The sequence below is a fragment of the Streptomyces albidoflavus genome, assembly GCF_000719955.1.
GTDB lineage: Bacteria > Actinomycetota > Actinomycetes > Streptomycetales > Streptomycetaceae > Streptomyces > Streptomyces albidoflavus.
In genome coordinates, this window is sequence record NZ_JOII01000003.1 from 75,319 (window position 1) to 93,735 (window position 18,417).

Here is an 18,417-nt window from a genome sequence, read left to right on the forward strand (position 1 = left end):
GAACTTGGACGCCGAACTCGCCGCGCTCGCCGCCAGCGGAGCCAGTTCCCTGGTCGGGCTGATGGTCTCCGACGCCTGGTCGGCCGCGCGGGGCCGGGTCGCCCGCCTCTTCGCCCGGGGCGGCGACGAGGACCAGGTCGCCGGTGAGCTGACCGCCGCCCGCGACGAGCTCGCCGAGGCCGACCGGAACGGCGACGAGGAGCACCGCGCCGACATCCAGGAGGAGTGGCAGCTGCGCCTGCGCCGCCTGCTGCGCGCCGACCCCGGGGCCGCCGCCGAACTGCGCGCCCTCCTCGACGAGATCGCCCCCGCCGAGCCGGCCGCGGGCGGCGTCGTGATCAACAACACCGTCAGCGGCGGCACCCACCACGCCCCGGTGATCCAGGTCGGCCAGCTCGGCCACGGCACCTTCGGCCCCCGGGGCTGACCCCCGTCCGGCCGCGCCCGCCCCTCCCCGGCGTGCGCCCCCGCCCCGCCCGGCCGACGATGACCGCATGGACTCGGAGCCGACCGGCCGGGCCGTCGAGGCCGCCACCGTCGCCAACCTGCGCGACCTCGGCGGCATCCCGCTGCCCGGCGCCGGAGAGGGCCGGTCGGTGCGGCCCGGCGCGCTGCTCCGCTCGGCCGACCTCGCGCACCACGACCCGCACACCGACCCGGTCCTGACCGAACGCGGCGTCCAGGTCGTCTTCGACCTGCGCACCACCGGGGAGCGCGAGGCCGCCCCCGACGTCCTGCCGCCCGGCGCCCGCCCCTTCGTCGGCGACGTCCTCGGCACCCGCCCGGGCGCCGCCCCGGCCCGCCTCGCGCGGTACCTGGAGGACCCCGTCCTCGCCGAACAGGAGCTGGGCGGCGGCCGGGCCGAGCGGCTGTTCGAGGACGCCTACCGGCGGATGGTCCTCTCGCCCGGTGCCCGCTCCGCCTACGCCGCCCTCGTGCAGACCGCCGCCGACGACGGCACCCACCCCCTCCTCTTCCACTGCACGGCCGGCAAGGACCGCACCGGCTGGGGCGCGGCCCTCCTGCTCCTGCTGCTCGGCGCCGGCCAGGACGCCGTACGGAGCGAGTACCTCGCCGTCAACGACGCGGTCCGCGCCCGCTACGAGCCGCACGTCCGACGGTTCGTCGAGCGGGGCGGGGACCCGGAGATCGCCGCGGTGCTCACCGAGGTCCGCCCCGCCTACCTCGACGCCGCCCTGGACGCCCTCACCGAACGCTGGGGCGACATCGAGCGGTACGCCCGCGAGGCACTGCGGGTCGAGGCGGCCCTGGACCGGCTGCGCGCCGAACTCACCGTCTGACCAAACGCCGGGGTCAGTCCCGGTCGCCCCTCTCGCGGGCCTCCTCCCGCGCGGCCGCCCTGGCCACCCTGCGCCGCCGCACCACCACGACCAGGTCGGCCACGGCGATCAGGGTGAGCACGCCGAAGATGGCGGCGAGCACGGAGAGCGAGGTGCCGCTCGGGCTGTCCGTCTCGGAGGACGAGGCCGCCCAGACGGCGAGCAGCACGGTCACCACCGCGAAGAGCGGAACGGCGACGCTGGAGATCACCAGCCGCAGGCCGAGCGCGCTGCGGGCGAGGACGGGTTCGGTTCCGGTACGGCCGCCGGTGGGTCCGGGCTGGCCGGGCGGGTGCTGGGGCACGAGGACCACCTTCCCGTGGACGTGTCGCCCGCACGCGCGCCGGTGCGCCCGTACGGGCCGTCCCCTCCACGCTAGCCCCGCTGCCCGGACCGGGCAGATCCTGCTGGGACGGGCGCGGCCGGTAAAACCTGTGGCCCCCTCGCCCCGCCCCGGGCTACGGTCCTCACAGTTCACGACGGTGGCCGCGCGCAGGCGCGCCGCCACCGTCCCCATGTCGTACGAATCGGGAGGTGTGACCGATGGCTGTCGAGATCGAGACGGGCTTCGCCCGCACTCAGCGTGCCGCTGTTCTCACCCGCCGCCCCCGGGCGACCGGCCGGTAAAGACCGGCCCGTACGACGCCCAGGGGGCCGCCCTTCGAAGGGTCCCCCTTGTCTCTCCACGCCTCCACCGAGGTCTCCACCCGCTCCACCGCCCTCGCCCCGTACGGCTGGGACGCCGGCTGGCAGGACGCCTTCCGCCCCTACGCCGGGCGCGGGCTCGTCCCCGGCCGGGTCATCCGCGTCGACCGTGGCCAGTGCGACGTCGTCACGCCGGACGGCACCGTCCGCGCCGACACGGCGTTCGTCGTGCCCCGCGACCCGATGAAGGTCATCTGCACCGGCGACTGGGCCGCCCTCGACCCGGAGGGCGCCAGCCCCCGCTACGTCCGGGAGTACCTGCCGCGCCGTACCGCCTTCGCCCGCTCCGGCTCCTCCAAGCGCTCCGACGGCCAGGTGCTGGCCGCCAACATCGACCGCGCCGTGGTCGCCGTCTCCCTCGCCGCCGAACTCGACCTGGCCCGGATCGAACGCTTCACCGCGCTCGCCTGGGAGTCCGGCGCCGAACCGGTGGTCGTCCTCACCAAGGCCGACCTGGTGCCCGACGCGGCCACCCTCGGCCACCTGGTCTCCGACGTCGGGCGGACCGCGCCCGGTGTCACCGTCCTCGCCGTCAGCAGCGCCGACGGCACCGGCCTGGAACACCTGGCCGCCCTGGTGGGCTCCGGCACCACGGTGCTCCTCGGCCAGTCCGGCGCGGGCAAGTCCACCCTGGCCAACACCCTGATCGGCGAGGAGGCCATGGAGGTCCAGGCCGTCCGCGACATGGACGGCAAGGGCCGCCACACCACGACCACCCGCAACCTGCTGACCCTGCCCGGCGGCGGCGCCCTCATCGACACCCCGGGGCTGCGCGGCGTCGGCCTGTGGGACGCGGGCAGCGGCGTGGAACGGGTCTTCGCCGAGATCGAGGAGTACGCCCGGCAGTGCCGCTTCCAGGACTGCGCGCACGACAGCGAGCCGGGGTGCGCCGTCCTGGCCGCCCTGGACACCGGCGAGCTGCCGGTCCGGCGTCTGGAGAGCTACCGCAAGCTTCAGCGGGAGAACCAGCGCATCGTCGCCAAGACCGACGCCCGGCTCCGCCAGGAGATCCGCCGCGAGTGGCGGATCAAGGGCGCCGAGGGCCGGGCGGCGGCCGAGGCCAAGCGCGGCCGTATCCGCTGACCGATACCCGTGCCGGGCCCGGCGAGAGGCCCGGCACGCGAGGGGTCCGGGGCGTCCCGGACCCCTCGGGGCCCGAACGCCATGTCGCATTTCCGCCAGCTCCAGTGCTTGGGGGTCGGCACACTGGGAGGTGCCCGCCGCGCCCGGCGGGCGCACGCCCGCACCGCGAGGAAGAACGATGACCGCGTACTGGACCACCCACCCCGGCCCCCTCGGCGACCTCCTCCTCACCTGCGACGCCACCGGCGCCCTCACCTCGCTCACCGTCCCCGGCGCCCCCGGCGCCAAGGGCCTCCCCGCCCCCGGCACCGTCCGTGACGACGCCCCCTTCGCCGAGGCCCGCCGCGAACTCGACGCGTACTTCGCCGGCGAGCGCGACCGCTTCACGCTCCGCCTCGCGCCCCCGCCCGCCACCGACTTCCGGCGCCGCGTGTGGGCCGCCCTCGACGAGATCCCGTACGGCACCACCGTCAGCTACGGGCAGCTCGCCGCCGCCATCGGCGTCGGCGGCCCCGCCGTCCGCGCGGTGGGCGGCGCCATCGGGGCCAACCCGCTGCTGATCGTCCGCCCCTGCCACCGGGTCGTCGGCGCCGACGGCTCCCTCACCGGATACGCCGGGGGACTGGAGCGCAAGACCTGGCTGCTCGGCCTGGAGCGCACGCGGACCGCCGTGCCCGCCGGCTGACCGGGCTCACCCCCAGACCAGCGCGCCCACCCAGGCGCCCGCCACCAGCAAGCAGGCGAAGAGTTCGACCAGGACCCGCCAGCCGCCGCGCCGCAGCACGTCCCGGACCGAGGCCGCCGCGTCGTCCCGGCGGCCCAGCCGCACCCGCTCGGCCACGTACAACCCCACCAGCGCCCCCGGGACCGCCCCGACCACCGGCACCACCACGAACCCGGCGAGCGCCCCCCACCCCGCCCACTGCGCGAGCCGCGCCCCCATCGGGTCCCCCGAGCGTCCGGGCAGCTGCCAGCGCACCAGCTGGGCGAGGAGCAGCAGCAGCGAGGCGCCGACCAGGACCCCCCAGGCCGTCGACGACTGGTCCTGGAGCGCCCACCACAGCGTCGCCGCCCACACCAGCCAGGTGCCCGGCAGGCCCGGTACCAGCACACCCACGAGGCCCAGCACCATCACCACCCCGACCAGCAGCAGCTCCCAGGCACCCATGGGCCCAGGCTGCGCGCACCGGCCGCCGCGCGCAGGGCGGGCGGGGCGTCCGGGCGCCCGCCGCACGGGTGGCCCCCGGTCAGCCGCGCGCCACCCAGCCCCGCTCGTACGCGTGCCAGCCCAGTTGCAGGCGGGTCGTCACCCCCGCCAGCTCCATCAGCCGCTTCACCTTGCGCTGCACCGTCCGCAGCCCCAGGTCCAGCTGCTTGGCCACGCTCACGTCGGTCAGCCCCGCCAGCAGCAGCGACAGGATCTCCAGATCGGTCACGTCCGGGCCGTCCGGCTCCTCCTCGACGGGCCCCTCGGTGCCCAGCCGCAGCGGCAGCGCCTCCCGCCAGACCGACTCGAACAGCCCCGACAGCGACTCCAGCAGCCCGCAGGCGTGGACCACCAGCGCCGCCGGCACCGCCGCCCCGCGCGGGGTCAGCGGCACCATCGCCAGCGAGCCGTCCGCGATCACCAGCTTGGTCGGCACCCGCTCCACCACCCGCACCCGCTCCTCCCGGGCCATCGCCTCGGCCACCTCACGCAGCCCCTCGGGCCCCGCGATCACCTCCCGCTCCAGCACCACCCGGTACGCCACACCCCGGTCGGCCGCCTGGTCCTCCGCCGCGTTCTCCTGGCCGGTGACCGCCACCGGGGCGCCGGTGACCAGGGCGCACACCTCGCGCCTGGCGCCGTACTGCATCTGGAGGAAGCGCTGCGAGACCGCCTCCGCGCCGGTCACCACCTCCACCAGGTCCTGCACCGCCGGCTCGGCGGCCCGGGCGCGGAACTCCTGCGCCAGCAGCGCCGCGGACAGCTCGGCCCGGTCCAGTTCGTGCCGGCGCTGCGTCACCAGCGCGCCGAGCGCCACCCCCGGGGGAGCCGCCACCCAGCGCCCGGCCGCAGCCGTCGACCGGGCCGCGAGACCGTGCTGCTCCAGCCTGCGCAGCACCCGCGCCGCCTCCGCCTCGTCCAGCGCCAGGCGGTGCGCGAGTTCCGGCACCTCCGCCACCCCGACCGCCACCAGCGCGCGGTACGCCGCCTCGTGCCGCTCGTCCAGACCTATCGCCGCGAGCATCGCCACTCCCCTCCCGGTCGTTCACCGGCGGGGCCGCCGACTGGCGGAAACCAGCCACGGCACAAACCCGCCCGCGCTCATCATCCCCGTACCCCCCGGCCGTCTGCCACTGTGGCCGCACCGCGACCTGGCTACCGGCCGGGCCTGCGGCGATTCCTCCCGTTCTCCGTCGCCGGAGCCCCGCCTGCCCGCTCGGGCCGCGCGCCCGCTCCCGCCCGGACAGGGGAGGGAATCCGCCGTCGCCCGCCCTCCCGAAGCGCACCTGGAATGTGTCTTCGACGGGTCGTGCCGACGCCGCCGGGCGGCCTTCCCGTGGGGGGTGGGCCGCCCGGCGGGCGTCGGGCCCCTGCGGCGTACGGCGGCCGAAAATCCCGCTTCCCCCGTTTTCCGGCGCCCGTCGCGGTGGACAATCAAGGGCATGAGTCATCAGGGGGACAGGCGCACCGGCACCTCCGCCCAGGAGGACGCCTGGTGGGCGCAGTTGTACGACGAGACCGTCGAGGACACGGGCCCGGCCCCGGGTGCCCGCGACAGCCTGGACGACCGTTTCGCCTCGGCCTCCGGCACGCTCGACTCCGTCCCGCGACAGCCGTCCGCGCCGCCCGGCGATCCGGACCCGGAGCATCTGCAGAGCCCGGAACAGGCGGAGCGCCCGGAAGCCTGGCGGGACCCGGCCCCGGACACCACGTCAGGGGAACCGGAGCCCCGGGACACCTCCGAGGCGGCCCGCGCGGAGGACGGGGGAGCGGAGGCCGCCGTAGCCTCGCCGGACACCCCCGACCTGGCCAGGCCCGAGCCCCCGGGCGGCAGCGCGCTCGCAGCCCCGGGCGGGCGCCCCTCGGCAGGGGTACCCTGGTCGCCCGCCACGACCTCCCCGCCTCCGGCCTCCGCCGCCGTCCCGGACCCGCGCACCGCCCCGGACCCCGCTCCGGCCGTCTCCCGGACCCCGCCGCCCGGCACCTGGAGCGCCTCCGGCGGCGACACCGGTGACACCCCGTCGGCCGCCTCCACCAGGCCGCCGACGGCGCCGGCCCCGTTCACCGACGGCTGCCCGGACGCGGAGCCCGCGCCCCCGCCCCGGGCCGCCGACGAGGCCGCGCCCCCGGAACCCGCGCCGCCCGCCCCGGCCACCGACCTGCCGCCCGCCCCGGAGCGCCTTCCCCGCCGCTGGCACCGGCGCAAGGAGCGCGCCACGGCGCCCGCCCCGGCACAGCCGCCCGCCGACGAGCGGCGCTCCTCGCGGGAGCCCGCCGCCGAGGCCCGGCCGCCCGCCGGGCTGGTGCCCGAGCCGCCCTACGTGGGTGACGGCCCGCCGACCTACGACGCCGAGCCCGCCGCGCTGCCCGCCGCCGACCCCGACCACCTGGACCAACTGGTTCCGGACACGGTCCTGGACGGTGGCCGCCACGGCTCCCTCACCCTGCGGGCCGTCTCGCTGCGCGGCGACTCCGCCCGGTTCCGGGGCGAGCCGCGCCGGGACGCGCTGCTGACCGCCCGCTTCGGCACCGGCCCCGACGCCGTGCTGCTGCTGGCGGTGGCCGCCGGGGCGCGGACCGGCGCCAGGACGCACCGGGCGGCCGCCGAGGCGTGCGGCTGGATCGCCCGGGCCGTCGGCCGCAGCCATGCCCGCCTGGCGGGCGACCTGCGCGACGGGCGCCGGGCCGAACTCTCCTCCGGCCTGCACCGGCTCACCGACCACGCCCTGGGCAGGCTGCGCGCCCGCGCCGCCGAACTGGGCGTCGAACCGGAGGCGTACACCGCCTCGTTGCGCTGCCTGCTGCTCCCGGCCGACCCGGCCCGCACCACCCGGGTCTTCTTCGGCGTCGGCGACGGCGGCCTGCACCGGCTGCGCGACGGCGCCTGGCAGGACCTGGAGCCGTACGCCCCGAAGGAGCAGGAGGGCGGCGCGCTCCGCCCCGAGGCGGACGGGGGCGAGCGGATCACCATGGATCTGGGGATCGCGGTGCCGCCGGGCCCCTGGGAGCCGGCCGTCGAGCCGGTCCGCGAACCGTTCCGCTTCCGGGCCTCGGTAGCCCGCCCGGGTGACGTGCTGCTGCTGAGCACCGCGGGGTTCGCCGCGCCGCTGCGCGAGGAGCCGGAGTTCGCGGCGCGGCTCCGCGCCCGCTGGGGCGAAGCCACCCCGCCCGGTCTCGACGGCTTCCTCGCCGACGCCCGCCTGCGGGTGAAGGGGTACGCCGACGACCGCACGGCCGCCGCCGTCTGGGAGGCGTGAGCGCCCGCTCCGTGACTTGATGGATCCACCGGGTACCCGATGCGGGGACCAGGTGAATCCGTCAAGCCGCACAGGTGCGGGAAATGGGGTGCGTGAGGCATGGCCAAGCAGAACGTCGCCGAGCAGTTCGTCGACATCCTCGTCCGTGCGGGGGTGAAGCGGATGTACGGCGTGGTCGGCGACAGCCTCAACCCCGTCGTCGACGCGGTCCGCCGCACCCCCGGCATCGACTGGGTGCACGTGCGGCACGAGGAGACCGCCGCCTTCGCCGCCGGCGCCGAGGCCCAGATCACCGGCCAGCTCACCGCCTGCGCCGGCTCCTGCGGCCCGGGCAACCTCCACCTCATCAACGGCCTCTACGACGCGCACCGCTCGATGGCCCCGGTGCTCGCCCTCGCCTCCCACATCCCGTCCAGCGAGATCGGGCTCGGCTACTTCCAGGAGACCCACCCCGAACTCCTCTTCCGGGAGTGCAGCCACTACTGCGAGATGATCTCCAACCCGGAGCAGATGCCCCGGCTCCTCCAGACCGCCATCCAGAACGCCATCGGCCAGGGCGGCGTCAGCGTCGTCACCCTCCCCGGCGACATCGCCGACAAGCCCGCCCCCGAGAAGTCCATCGAGTCGGCGCTGGTCACCGAACGCCCCAGCGTCCGCCCCGGCGAGAGCGAGATCGCCAAGCTGGTCGAGATGATCGACCAGGCGGAGAAGGTCACCCTCTTCTGCGGCAGCGGCACCGCCGGCGCCCACGACGAGGTCATGGAGTTCGCCGAGAAGCTCAAGGCACCCGTCGGCCACGCCCTGCGCGGCAAGGAATGGATCGAGTACGACAACCCGTTCGACGTCGGCATGAGCGGCCTGCTCGGCTACGGCGCCGCCTACGAGGCGACCCACGAGTGCGACCTGCTGATCCTGCTCGGCACGGACTTCCCGTACAACGCCTTCCTCCCCGACGACGTGAAGATCGCTCAGGTCGACGTACGTCCCGAGCACCTCGGCCGCCGCTCCAAGCTCGACCTCGCCATCTGGGGCGACGTCCGCGAGACGCTGCGCTGCCTGATCCCGCTGGTGCGGACCAAGTCCAGCCGCCGCTTCCTGGACCGGATGCTGAAGAAGCACGCCGAGGCGCTGGAGGGCGTGGTCAGCGCCTACACCCGCAAGGTCGACAAGCACGTCCCGATCCACCCCGAGTACGTCGCCTCGGTCCTCGACGACCTCGCCGCCGACGACGCGGTCTTCACCGTCGACACCGGCATGAACAACGTCTGGGCCGCCCGCTACATCACGCCCAACGGCAAGCGGCGCGTCATCGGCTCGTTCAGCCACGGCTCGATGGCCAACGCCCTGCCGCAGGCGATCGGCGCCCAGCTGCCCGAACGGGACCGGCAGGTCGTCGCGATGGCCGGTGACGGCGGCTTCTCCATGCTGATGGGGGACTTCCTCACCCTCGTCCAGCTGAACCTGCCGGTGAAGGTCGTCCTCTTCAACAACTCCTCCCTCGGCATGGTCGAACTGGAGATGCTCGTCGGCGGCCTGCCCGCCTTCGGCACCACCAACCAGAACCCGGACTTCGCCGCCGTCGCCCGCGCCTGCGGCGCCTACGGCGTCCGCGTCGAGAAGCCCAAGCAGCTCGCGGGCGCGCTCAAGGACGCCTTCAAACACGACGGGCCCGCGCTCGTGGATGTCGTGACCGACCCGAACGCCCTCTCCATCCCGCCGAAGATCAAGGCCGAGATGGTGACCGGCTTCGCCCTCTCCGCCAGCAAGATGGTGCTGGACGGAGGCGTGGGCAAGATGCTCCAGATGGCCCGCTCCAACCTCCGCAACATCCCCCGGCCCTGACCCCGCTCCCCGCCTGGCACGTGCCATGACGCCGCACCGTGCGTGCGGGCGTGCCGGACGGGCATGCATCACCGTGAGCGTGTTCGACCGCCGCGCGGCGGCCGCACGCACCCGGCGGCGACGGGACCGCCGGGAACGCCACGGGAGGACGACCGATCGTGATGTGGGCGGGGGACCCTGCGCGGAGCGGGGAGAGCGGACGGAGCAGCAGCGCGGCGGGCCGCGCCGTGGGACGGAGTACGCGGCACGGCCCGCACGCCGGTTCCCCACCGGGCCGCAGCGAGCGCCCGGGACCGGACCGGAAGGAGGGCGGACGCCTCCACCGCACCCTGCACCACGCGGACCTGCGCTCGGTGCCGGAGGTCCGCCGCGCCCTGCGCGCCCTCCTGCGGCCCTGCCTCGCCGAGGACCAGGCCGCCACCGCCGAACTCCTCGCCGCCGAGGTCCTCACCAACGCCCTGATCCACTCCGACCACGACGCCCTCTTCACCGCGACCGTCCACGACGGCTCCCTCAGGGTCGAGGTCCGCGACTTCACCGGCCGCCCGCCCCGCCCCCGCACCCCCCGCCCGCACGAGGCCACCAGCGGCCGGGGCCTCCTCCTGGTCGAGGCACTCGCCGACGACTGGGGGGTCCGCCGGCACGGGGTGGGCAAGGCGGTCTGGTTCGAACTGGGGCCCGTTCAGGACGGGGCGGAGTACGGCGGCCGGACTGACGCGGCCTAGCTTCGCCGGGGAATCGCCTGGCCGTCTCGGTGCCGTGTCAGTGCTCGCCCGTCCCGGCGCCTCCGGGGCGGTTCCGTCCGGGCCCGGGCAGAACCGCCATTGCGGTGTCGGCGACGCCGCGCAGCGCCTCCGGCCCCAGACCCGCCTTGCCCACCGCCTCGATGCCGCGGACCACCGTGAGCAGGAGCGCCGCCAGATGGTCCGGGTCCGCGGCGGCGTCGATGTCGCCGTGCCGCTGGGCGGCGCTGATCGTACGCCGACAGCCGGGTCCATGCCTCGGCGCCCGGTCCGCCCGCGAGCCGCCGCGGCGATGTCGTCCATCCGGGTCCCCGCGAAACCGCCGGCCCAGAACCGCTCCCGGGCCTGTTCCAGGACGTGTCGCTCGTCGAAGCTGCGGCGAGGACCGAGACGTCGCACCGTACGCCGGTGGCCGCGGGGCCCAGTTCCCCGACCGCGGCTTCGAGACGGGCGAGGTCCCGGCCGGTCACGAAGACCCGTGCGCCCTCCCTGGCGAAGCGGTGGGCCGTGGCGTCGTCGCGGACGCCGTGCGCGGCGACCACACCGAGGAGAACGTCGACCTGACGCTCGCCGTCAACGTCAAGGGCCCGCTGTTCACCGTGCAGAAGGCGCTCCCGCTGCTGGCGCAGGACGCCTCCGTCGTGGTCGTCGGGTCCAGCAACAGCGCGCGGCCGAACGCGGAACTGGAGATCTACAGCGCGTCGAAGGCGGCGCTGAGCAACCTCGTGCACAACTGGGCCCGCAGGTCCGGGGAACGCCGGTTCCGGGTCAACGTGCTCGGCCCGGGGCCGACGCGTACTCCCGCCCTGCTGCGCGTGGCGGGAGAGGACGCCGACCGCTTCGCCGAGGCGGTCGTCCCGCTGGGGCGGCTGGCCGACCCCGAGGAGATCGCCGAGGCCGCCCTCTTCCTGGCTTCCCGCGCCTCGTCGTTCGTCACCGGAGCCGAACTCTTCGCCGACGGCGGCTACACCCGGGCCTGAGCGGCACCGCCCGACGGGTTCCGGCCGGGCGCCGGGACACGACGGAGGGGGCGGTCGCCGGTGCCACCGGCGACCGCCCCCTCCGGGGACGCGGAACAGGGCGCGGCCTCAGCCGAACTGCTGCTCCAGGTCCTTCAGTTTCTGCTCCAGCGAGTCGAGCCGGGGCAGGGCCTGCGTGTCGTCCTCGGCGGTGAGGTCGACGGTCGTGGCCTGTTGCTGCGGCCGGGCCGGGGCGTCGGCGCCGTTGACCGCCTGGAGCGAGGGCCGGTTGCGGACCGGCAGTTGCTCCGGTGTGGCCACCGGCGGCTCGGTGAGCTGCTGCTGCGGGATGGCCGGGGCCCCGGCGTGCGCCAGCTCCACCTGGGCGCCGCCGCGCCGGCCGCCCCAGATGGTGCGCTGGCTGCGGGCGAGCGCCTTGATCCGGGCGCGGTCCATCTTCTGCTGGTCCCGGCGGCGCATCCGGTCCTGCGTCTTCTCCCGCCGGTCCTCGCGGACCTCGTCCACCGCCTCGTCCAGCGACCGCACGCCCTCCAGCAGCATCAGCGACCAGGCGTGGTACGTCTCCCTGGGCGCCCGCAGCCAGCGGACGATACGGATCTGCGGCAGCGGCCTCGGTACCAGCCCCTGCTCGCGCAGCGCCGCCCGCCGGGTCTGCTTCAGCGCGCGGTCGAAGAGGACCGCCGCCGACAGCGACATCCCGGCGAAGAACTGCGGCGCCCCCGCGTGGCCCAGCCCCCTCGGCGCGTGCACCCAGTTGAACCAGGCGGCGGCACCGGCGAACGTCCACACCAGCAGGCGCGAACCGAGCGCGGCGTCCCCGTGGCTGGCCTCCCGGACGGCCAGCACGGAGCAGAACATCGCCGCGCCGTCCAGGCCGAACGGGACCAGGTACTCCCAGCCGCCGGAGAGGTTGAGGTTCTGCCGGCCGAAGCCGACCAGGCCGTGGAAGGAGAGGGCGGCGGCGACGGCGGCGCAGCAGAAGAGCAGGAGGTAGGAGGCGATGCCGTAGATGGCCTCCTTGCGCCTGCGGCGCTCCTCGCTGCGTTCCCAGGAGTCGTCCGCCTCCGTCTTGGCCCCGGCACGCTTCCCTCGCGCGAGAACCGCCACCGCGACCAGCACACCCAGGAGCAGAACGGCGCCGGGAAGCAGCCAGTCAAGCGATATGTCGGTCATTCTCATCTGGGGTCCCTTGCGTAGCGGTGGGGCGTTCGGGCGCCATAGTGGCGCACGGGAACCACCGCGCAGAGGGTTTCGGGACAAGAGGACGCCAAAGGGGTGGCTTACCCCACGGAACGCCCCTGTGAACTCGAATACCCGTATGAGAAAAGGGAGTTCAGTTCGATCGGGCCGGGTGCCGGCGCGGGCGTCAGGCGGTGGTGGCCGCCGTGGCCGTCAGCTTGCTGACGCGGTCCGCGTCGCAGGTGCGCGGGCAGGTCACGCAGGTGTCCTCCGGCCGCAGCGTGTAGAACATGCAGCAGCTCGCCCGGTCCCGGGTCGGCAGCGCCTCGCCCTGGGGACCGGTCAGCTCGCGGAAGGCGGCCGTCCCCACGTACGGCCGGGTGGCGCCCGGCAGGAGCCGCTCCAGCTCGGTCATGACCCGCTGCTCCTCGCCGAGGAGGTGGCCGAGGTACCAGAGGCTCTCGACCAGCTCGTCGGTGGCCATGCCCCACAGCGCCCGCCCGCGCCGCCGCATCCTCGGCCCGAACCCGGCCAGCAGCGGCTCCAGGTGTTCGGCGACCGCGGCCCGCACCTCGGCCCGCAGCGCCTCCTCGTCCGGTACGACCCGGGCCCCGGGCATTCCCGCCGCCGGGTCGTCCGGCAGACAGGCGAAGGTGCCGGTACGCACTGCCATCCGGCCCTCGGCCCGGTCGTACGCCACCTGGTCCACCGGGAAGCGCGGCACACGGCCCAGCAGGAACCAGGGGAGGGTGATGAGCAGGCAGGCCGGCCAGGCGTACCGGTGGAGGCCGAAGGTGGCGATGACGTCCGGGCGGCCGGCCTGGCCGTAGTCCCGCAGGACCTGCTCCGCGTCCCAGGCGATGAAGGCGTCCAGCTCCGCACCGCCGGCGGCGAGCCGGTCGGCCCGGGACCACCCCGCGCCCTCGGGAAGCGCCTCGCCCGGACGGACCTCTTCGACGCGCAGCGAGGGGAAGACCTCGGCCAGCCGGGTGTACGCGGCCGCCAGCTGGGAGGCCGGGAGGGGGCGGAGGGCGCCGGGCGCCGGAGCGGTGATGGACATGCGGGAGGACCACCGAATCGCGATCGTTTGCAGGTAAGCCTTACCTTACCCCAGCCTTCCTCCTTCTGACCTTCCCCTATCCTCGACGCAGGCAACCGGGTGGACCGGCCGCCCAGGCGCCCGGGCGACGTCCCCGGCAGCCCGCGCGAGGAGGAGGAATCCGAGTGGAGCACGCCCTGCCCCGGGCCGCCACACCGGGCGCTCCCGGCCACCCGGCCGAGGCCCTCCGCCCCCGGGTCCCCGTCCAGCCCACCGCCGAGGACCGGGCCCACGGCGAACCCCCGGCCCCCCGCACCCCGCTGCGGCGCACCTCGGTACGCGGCCAGGTCCTGGACGGCCTGCGCGCCGCCCTCGTCGCGGGCGACCTCACGCCCGGCGAGGTCTACTCAGCCCCCGGCCTCGCCGAGCGCTTCGGTGTCTCCGCCACCCCGGTCCGCGAGGCCATGCAGCAGCTCGCCGTCGAGGGCGCCGTCGAGGTGGTGCCGAACCGGGGGTTCCGCGTCATCGAACGGGACGCCCGCGAACTCGCCGAACTCGCCGAGGTACGCGCCCTCATCGAGGTCCCCGTCATGCTGCGGCTGGCCCACTCCGTCCCCGCCGACCGGTGGACGGCCCTGCGGCCGCTGGCCGAGGAGACCGTCGCCGCCGCCGAGACCGGCGACCGGGCCCGCTACGCCGACTCCGACCGCGCCTTCCACAGCGCCGTCCTCGGCCTCGGCGGCAACCGGCAGCTCACCATGGTCGCCGCCGACCTGCACCGCCGCGCCCAGTGGCCCCTGGTCACCGGCCCGCTCTCGCGCCGCCGCACCGACCTGGTGGCCGACGCCGCCCAGCACCTCGCGCTCCTCGAAGCCCTCGCGGGCCGCGACCTGCCGGCCGTCCAGACCCTGGTCCGCGAACACTTCGCCGGGGCCCGCTGACCCCGTACGCCACCGGCCTCAGAGAGGTTCGGGAGCGGGCGCCAGCTGGTCCGCCAGCCAGGTCGGCACCCCGCCCAGCAGTCCGAAGAGCCGCCGTGCCTCCGCCAGCAGGCGGGACGCCTCCGGCTCCGGCTCGGTCTGCGCCAGCGAGGCCAGCGCGGGCGCGGTCCCGACCAGGAAGCCCAGCTCCTCGCGGAGCCGCAGAGACTGGGCGAAACCGTGCCGGGCCTCCGCCAGCTCACCCTCGCGCAGGGCGAGCCCGGCCAGATGGCGCCAGGTCGAGGAGAGCAGCAGCGCGTCCTCGCGGGCGGTCGCGCCGGCGTGCGCCCGGCGGTAGGCGGCGCAGGCGGCCTGCGGGGAATCCGAGATGTGCTCGGAGATCAGTCCCCGCCGGTAGTCGAGCAGGGCCCGGCCCGGCGCGGCGGGCGTCAGCAGCGCGGCGGCCCGCCCGAGCGCGGAACGGGCCTCGTCGGCGCGGTCGCGGACCCCGAGCACGGTCGAGGCGTACGCGAGGTGGCCGCGTTCGCAGGCGGCGGCGCCGCGCTCCTCGTCGGTCCCCGCCAGCGCCTCGGCCTGCCGCAGCCCGTCCTCCGCCTCCCCCCAGCCCCGTCCCGTGTAGAGACAGCGCTCCACCAGCAGCGCGGTCCGCTCCAGCGCGGCGGCGGGCCCGTGCGCCTTGGCGAGCAGCGCCGCCGCGTCCGCCCAGCAGCCGCGCGACCGCAGCCGCCACACCGCCGTGCGGGTCGCCTCCCGGGCCGTTCCGGGCGGGCGACCCGCCCCGTCCGGCCCTGCGGCGACCTCCGAAGAACCCGCATCGGACATGGCGGTGTCCGCCACATTCCCTCCCCCACGCGCACCGTTGAGTGTGGCGTGCATCTCAGCACGGAACGTGGCGGTGAGCCAAGAGGTCGGGTGAAAGATTTCACAATCCTTGGGGGCGCGCTGAAGCGCGCGCAAGATCACCTTCGTGCACGGGCTCCGGCGTGCGCCGGGGCACACGCAGCTCTGCGGGGCACACCCAGCCCGGCCGGCGCTTGAGGCCACGACCCGCGGAGCGGCGAGTCTCTGCCTCGGCAGGGCGGGGTCGCGCCGAGGGCTGACCGTCGGGCGCGACACACCGGGCGCCCTAGGACAGCAGGCGGCGGGGCCGGACAGAAGCCCGGCCCCGCCTTCACCCAGCCGTCACAGACGCCGGGCTCACTTGCGCATCAGCGCAAACACCCCCCAGCCCAGGAACTCGCGCTGATACCGCGCGTACCGCACGGGATCGGTGTCGAGCGTGGACCGGACCTCGGGGGCCAGTTCGTCGCCGGGGTGGGCGTCGAGCCAGCGCCGCAGGGTGAGCCACTGGGCCGCCTGGTAGCGGTCCCAGCTGTCCTGGTCGGCCAGGACCATCTCGACCACGTCGTACCCGAGGTCGCCGAAGAGGCCGATCAGCCCGGGCAGGAGCAGGAAGTCCCGCGGGCCGCGGGCGAGGCAGCCCTCGGCGGTCTCCTGGTCGGGCACCTCGCGGCGCCAGTACGGCTCGCCGATCAGCATCAGCCCGCCGGGGCGCAGGCTTCGGGCGAGCAGGTCGACGGTGCCGGGGACGCCGCCGCCGATCCAGGTGGCGCCGACGCACGCGGCGAGGTCGACCGGCTCGTCGGAGACGTGGCCGGCGGCGTCGCCGTGGACGAAGGAGACCTGGTCGGCGACGCCGAGTTCGGCGGCGCGGGCGCGGGCCTGCTCGGTGAAGAGCGTGCTGATGTCGACACCGGTGCCGGTGACGCCCAGGTCACGGGCCCAGGTGCAGAGCATCTCGCCCGAGCCGCTGGCCAGGTCGAGCACGCGCGCCCCGGGCGCGAGGCGCAGCGCCTCGCCAAGGGCGGCGAGCTTCTCGGGGGTGAACGGGTTGTGGAGCCGGTGCTCACTCTCGCGAACGGTGATGATGCGTGGCAGATCCACGGTGGGTGTTCCTTGTCTTCGATGAGGTCATGGCGTCGGGGGCGGACGGCCGACCGGAGTCGGCAGCCATGGCTCGGACCGTCATCGAAAAGCACCTCGTTCGTCCGTGTGGATCAGCGACCCGGCCACGCTAGACGCTCCGGACCTGCGGTTCCACCCGTTTACCGGCGCGCTCAGCTCATCCGCAGCGCCAGGAAGAAGTCGAGCTTGTCCTCCAGGCGCGACAGGTCCCGGCCCGTCAGTTGCTCGATCCTGCCCACCCGATAGCGCAGGGTGTTGACGTGGAGATGAAGCCGGGCGGCGCACCGCGTCCAGGACCCGTCGCTGTCGAGGAACGCCTCCAGGGTCGGGACCAGCTCGGCGCGGTGGCGGCGGTCGTAGTCGCGCAGCGGGTCCAGGAGCCGGGCGGTGAAGGCGCGGCGCACGTCGTCCGGTACGAACGGCAGCAGCAGCACGTGCGAGGCCAGCTCCTGGTGCCCGGCCGCGCAGACGCTGCCGGGGCGGGCGGCGGCGACCCGGCGGGCGTGCCGGGCCTCCTCCAGGGCGCCGCGCAGCCCCTCCGCCGAGTGGACGGCCGCGCTGACGCCCAGCGTGATCCGGTCGCCGTCGCCCAGCCCGGCGGAGAGCGGAAGACGGACGGCGTCCAGGAGTTCCTCGGCGACCAGGCCCTCGGGAGCCTCGCCGTCCGCCTCCTCGCCGGTGGGCGCCCCGTCGGCGGCCACGCTGGGCAGCGGGACCAGCGCCACGGCCTCCTCGCCGAGGCGGGCCACCGCGATCCGGTCGGCCGGCTCGGGCCCGGGGGCGTCCGGCGCCACCAGGATCTCCTCAAGGAGCGCCTGGGCCGCCTGCCCGCCGCCCGCGCCCGGACCCTCGGCGGTGGCGACCACCACCTGCCAGTGCGGGGCGGCACCGAGCCCGGGCAGCAGTACGGGGGCGGCGACCCGCAGCCGGGCCGCGATCTCGGCCGGGGCGGCGCCCGACTGGACCAGTTCCAGCACCTCCCCGGCGAGCCGGCGCCGTACCGTGCGGGCCGCCTCGCGCCGGTCGCGTTCGACGGCGATCAGCTGGGTGACCCCGTCGAGCAGGTCGAGCCGCTCCTCGGGCCAGTCGGCCGCGTCCGCGCGGACCGCCAGCAGCCAGTCGGCGACGGCGGGGCCCCGGGACGTGCCCGAGGGCGCCGAACGGATCGGGAAGAGGGCGTACGCCTCCCCGTCGACGGTGGTCCGCACGGGCCGGCGGCGTCCGGCACGGACCGCGGCGAGGCCGTCGGCGGCGAGCCGGGAGGCCGTCTCGTGGGAGAGCGGTTCCTGGTCGCGGGGGCCGGCGACGCGGCGGCCGGTGGGGGAGAGGACCCAGGCGCGCAGGTCCAGGTCGGAGCCGAGCAGGTCGAGGACGACCTCGGGGCCGCCGCCCGCGGGCCCGGCCGTCATCATCCGCCGGTGCCGGTCCACGACGGCGGCCAGGTCCCCGGCGCGCTCGCCCGATACGCGGCGGACGACGTGTTCGGTGATGGTGGCGAAGGCGACCGACTCGTTGACCGCAAGCAGCGGCAGACGGTGCCGGGCGCACGCCTCGACCAGGTCCTCGGGGACCGCGCCCAGCTCCGCCTCACCGGCGGCGAGGGCGCTCACCCCGGCGGCCGCGAGGATGCGGACGAAGGGCTCGGAGTCGGCGGGGTCGTGCCGCCAGGCCAGTCCGGTGAGGACCAGTTCGCCGCCGGAGAGGTAGCGGCTGGGGTCGCGCAGGTCGGTGGTCATCACACCGCGGACCGTGCGGTCCAGCTCGTCCTCGCCGCCGAGCAGCCGCAGGCCGAGGCCATCGGTCCGAAGCAGGGCGCGCAGCCGCATCTCGTCGCCGCCGATCTCTCGTTCAGGAACAGGTGGACAGGGGTAGGGCAGGTATCACGCCGGACGCCTCCGACAGGGCCGAGCGCACACCGCTCGGCCGCGTCTGTGGTTTCCGGGGCGAAACGGCGAGGTTACCGTTCCCCGCCGTTCATATGAATCTACAAGAAGCCTGCCGTGGCCAGCCAATTCCTTCATGCGTTCAGTGACTGACCCCGGCGCCCCGCAGACCTGTGTACTGACCGCACTTCGCGTGAACAGCGCACGAACGGGGCCGGATTCCGCGGACCGCACCGCACCGGGGCGGACCGCC

The 18,417-nt window shown here is 75.6% G+C and carries 16 protein-coding genes and 1 pseudogene; 9 read left to right on the top strand and 8 right to left on the bottom strand.

Going from position 1 to position 18,417, the window contains the following annotated elements; genetic code table 11:
• Nucleotides 1–4 precede the first annotated feature (4 nt).
• Both IF45_RS0103700 and IF45_RS0103705 read left to right on the top strand, forming a co-directional pair.
• Nucleotides 5–427 carry a hypothetical protein gene (locus IF45_RS0103700; protein ID WP_010641160.1) on the top strand — a complete coding sequence of 141 codons (423 nt, stop codon included), beginning with the start codon at nt 5–7 and terminating at the stop codon, nt 425–427.
• 67 nt (nt 428–494) lie between these two features.
• Nucleotides 495–1,301, top strand: coding sequence for a tyrosine-protein phosphatase (locus IF45_RS0103705; protein ID WP_010641159.1), 807 nt, complete (start codon nt 495–497; stop codon nt 1,299–1,301).
• A 13-nt stretch (nt 1,302–1,314) separates the two neighbouring features.
• On the opposite strand, the gene IF45_RS0103710 is transcribed toward IF45_RS0103705, so the two are convergent.
• A complete protein-coding gene (locus tag IF45_RS0103710; RefSeq protein ID WP_030305453.1) occupies nt 1,315–1,644 on the bottom strand; it encodes a DUF6343 family protein in 330 nt (109 codons plus the stop codon).
• Nucleotides 1,645–2,015: 371 nt separating this feature from the next.
• On the opposite strand from IF45_RS0103710, the gene rsgA reads away from it, so the two are divergent.
• Nucleotides 2,016–3,128: a ribosome small subunit-dependent GTPase A gene (gene rsgA, locus IF45_RS0103715; protein ID WP_030305454.1), complete on the top strand. Its 1,113-nt coding sequence runs from the start codon at nt 2,016–2,018 to the stop codon at nt 3,126–3,128.
• Nucleotides 3,129–3,306: 178 nt separating this feature from the next.
• Nucleotides 3,307–3,813: a methylated-DNA--[protein]-cysteine S-methyltransferase gene (locus IF45_RS0103720; RefSeq protein WP_003951673.1), complete on the top strand. Its 507-nt coding sequence runs from the start codon at nt 3,307–3,309 to the stop codon at nt 3,811–3,813.
• Nucleotides 3,814–3,819: 6 nt separating this feature from the next.
• Here the strand turns inward: IF45_RS0103720 and IF45_RS0103725 are convergent, their stop codons facing one another.
• Together IF45_RS0103725 and IF45_RS0103730 are read right to left on the bottom strand one after the other, a co-directional pair.
• The gene (locus tag IF45_RS0103725) at nt 3,820–4,296 is read right to left on the bottom strand and encodes a DUF456 domain-containing protein (protein ID WP_010641153.1); all 477 of its coding nucleotides are present in this window, start codon (nt 4,294–4,296) and stop codon (nt 3,820–3,822) included.
• A 79-nt stretch (nt 4,297–4,375) separates the two neighbouring features.
• The gene (locus tag IF45_RS0103730) at nt 4,376–5,359 is read right to left on the bottom strand and encodes a helix-turn-helix domain-containing protein (RefSeq protein WP_030305457.1); all 984 of its coding nucleotides are present in this window, start codon (nt 5,357–5,359) and stop codon (nt 4,376–4,378) included.
• Nucleotides 5,360–5,777: 418 nt separating this feature from the next.
• On the opposite strand from IF45_RS0103730, the gene IF45_RS0103735 reads away from it, so the two are divergent.
• The 4 genes and pseudogenes from IF45_RS0103735 to IF45_RS0103755 form a co-directional block, all read left to right on the top strand.
• Complete coding sequence (locus tag IF45_RS0103735; protein ID WP_030305459.1) at nt 5,778–7,592, top strand: protein phosphatase 2C domain-containing protein; 1,815 nt, start codon at nt 5,778–5,780, stop codon at nt 7,590–7,592.
• Nucleotides 7,593–7,691: 99 nt separating this feature from the next.
• Nucleotides 7,692–9,434: a pyruvate dehydrogenase gene (locus tag IF45_RS0103740; protein ID WP_003951677.1), complete on the top strand. Its 1,743-nt coding sequence runs from the start codon at nt 7,692–7,694 to the stop codon at nt 9,432–9,434.
• Between the two features lie 227 nt (nt 9,435–9,661).
• The gene (locus IF45_RS0103745) at nt 9,662–10,159 is read left to right on the top strand and encodes an ATP-binding protein (protein ID WP_003951678.1); all 498 of its coding nucleotides are present in this window, start codon (nt 9,662–9,664) and stop codon (nt 10,157–10,159) included.
• A gap of 527 nt (nt 10,160–10,686) precedes the next feature.
• Nucleotides 10,687–11,157, top strand: a pseudogene (locus IF45_RS0103755) (SDR family oxidoreductase); the annotation flags it as partial.
• A gap of 108 nt (nt 11,158–11,265) precedes the next feature.
• Here IF45_RS0103755 and IF45_RS0103760 read toward each other — a convergent pair.
• Complete coding sequence (locus tag IF45_RS0103760; RefSeq protein ID WP_008412239.1) at nt 11,266–12,336, bottom strand: DUF2637 domain-containing protein; 1,071 nt, start codon at nt 12,334–12,336, stop codon at nt 11,266–11,268.
• A 187-nt stretch (nt 12,337–12,523) separates the two neighbouring features.
• Nucleotides 12,524–13,396 (bottom strand): (2Fe-2S)-binding protein, encoded by an 873-nt coding sequence (locus IF45_RS0103765; RefSeq protein ID WP_008412240.1) that lies wholly within the window; start codon nt 13,394–13,396, stop codon nt 12,524–12,526.
• A 164-nt stretch (nt 13,397–13,560) separates the two neighbouring features.
• Between IF45_RS0103765 and IF45_RS0103770 the strand changes: the two genes are divergently transcribed.
• Complete coding sequence (locus IF45_RS0103770) at nt 13,561–14,316, top strand: GntR family transcriptional regulator (RefSeq protein ID WP_008412241.1); 756 nt, start codon at nt 13,561–13,563, stop codon at nt 14,314–14,316.
• A gap of 18 nt (nt 14,317–14,334) precedes the next feature.
• Here IF45_RS0103770 and IF45_RS0103775 read toward each other — a convergent pair whose 3' ends face one another.
• The 3 genes from IF45_RS0103775 to IF45_RS0103785 form a co-directional block, all read right to left on the bottom strand.
• Nucleotides 14,335–15,153, bottom strand: coding sequence for a hypothetical protein (locus IF45_RS0103775; protein ID WP_370443941.1), 819 nt, complete (start codon nt 15,151–15,153; stop codon nt 14,335–14,337).
• 360 nt (nt 15,154–15,513) lie between these two features.
• Nucleotides 15,514–16,260 (bottom strand): SAM-dependent methyltransferase, encoded by a 747-nt coding sequence (locus IF45_RS0103780; RefSeq protein WP_030305468.1) that lies wholly within the window; start codon nt 16,258–16,260, stop codon nt 15,514–15,516.
• A gap of 173 nt (nt 16,261–16,433) precedes the next feature.
• On the bottom strand, nt 16,434–18,107 hold the full coding sequence (locus IF45_RS0103785) for a PucR family transcriptional regulator (RefSeq protein WP_010641141.1): 1,674 nt from the start codon (nt 18,105–18,107) through the stop codon (nt 16,434–16,436).
• Between the last annotated feature and the right edge of the window lie 310 nt (nt 18,108–18,417).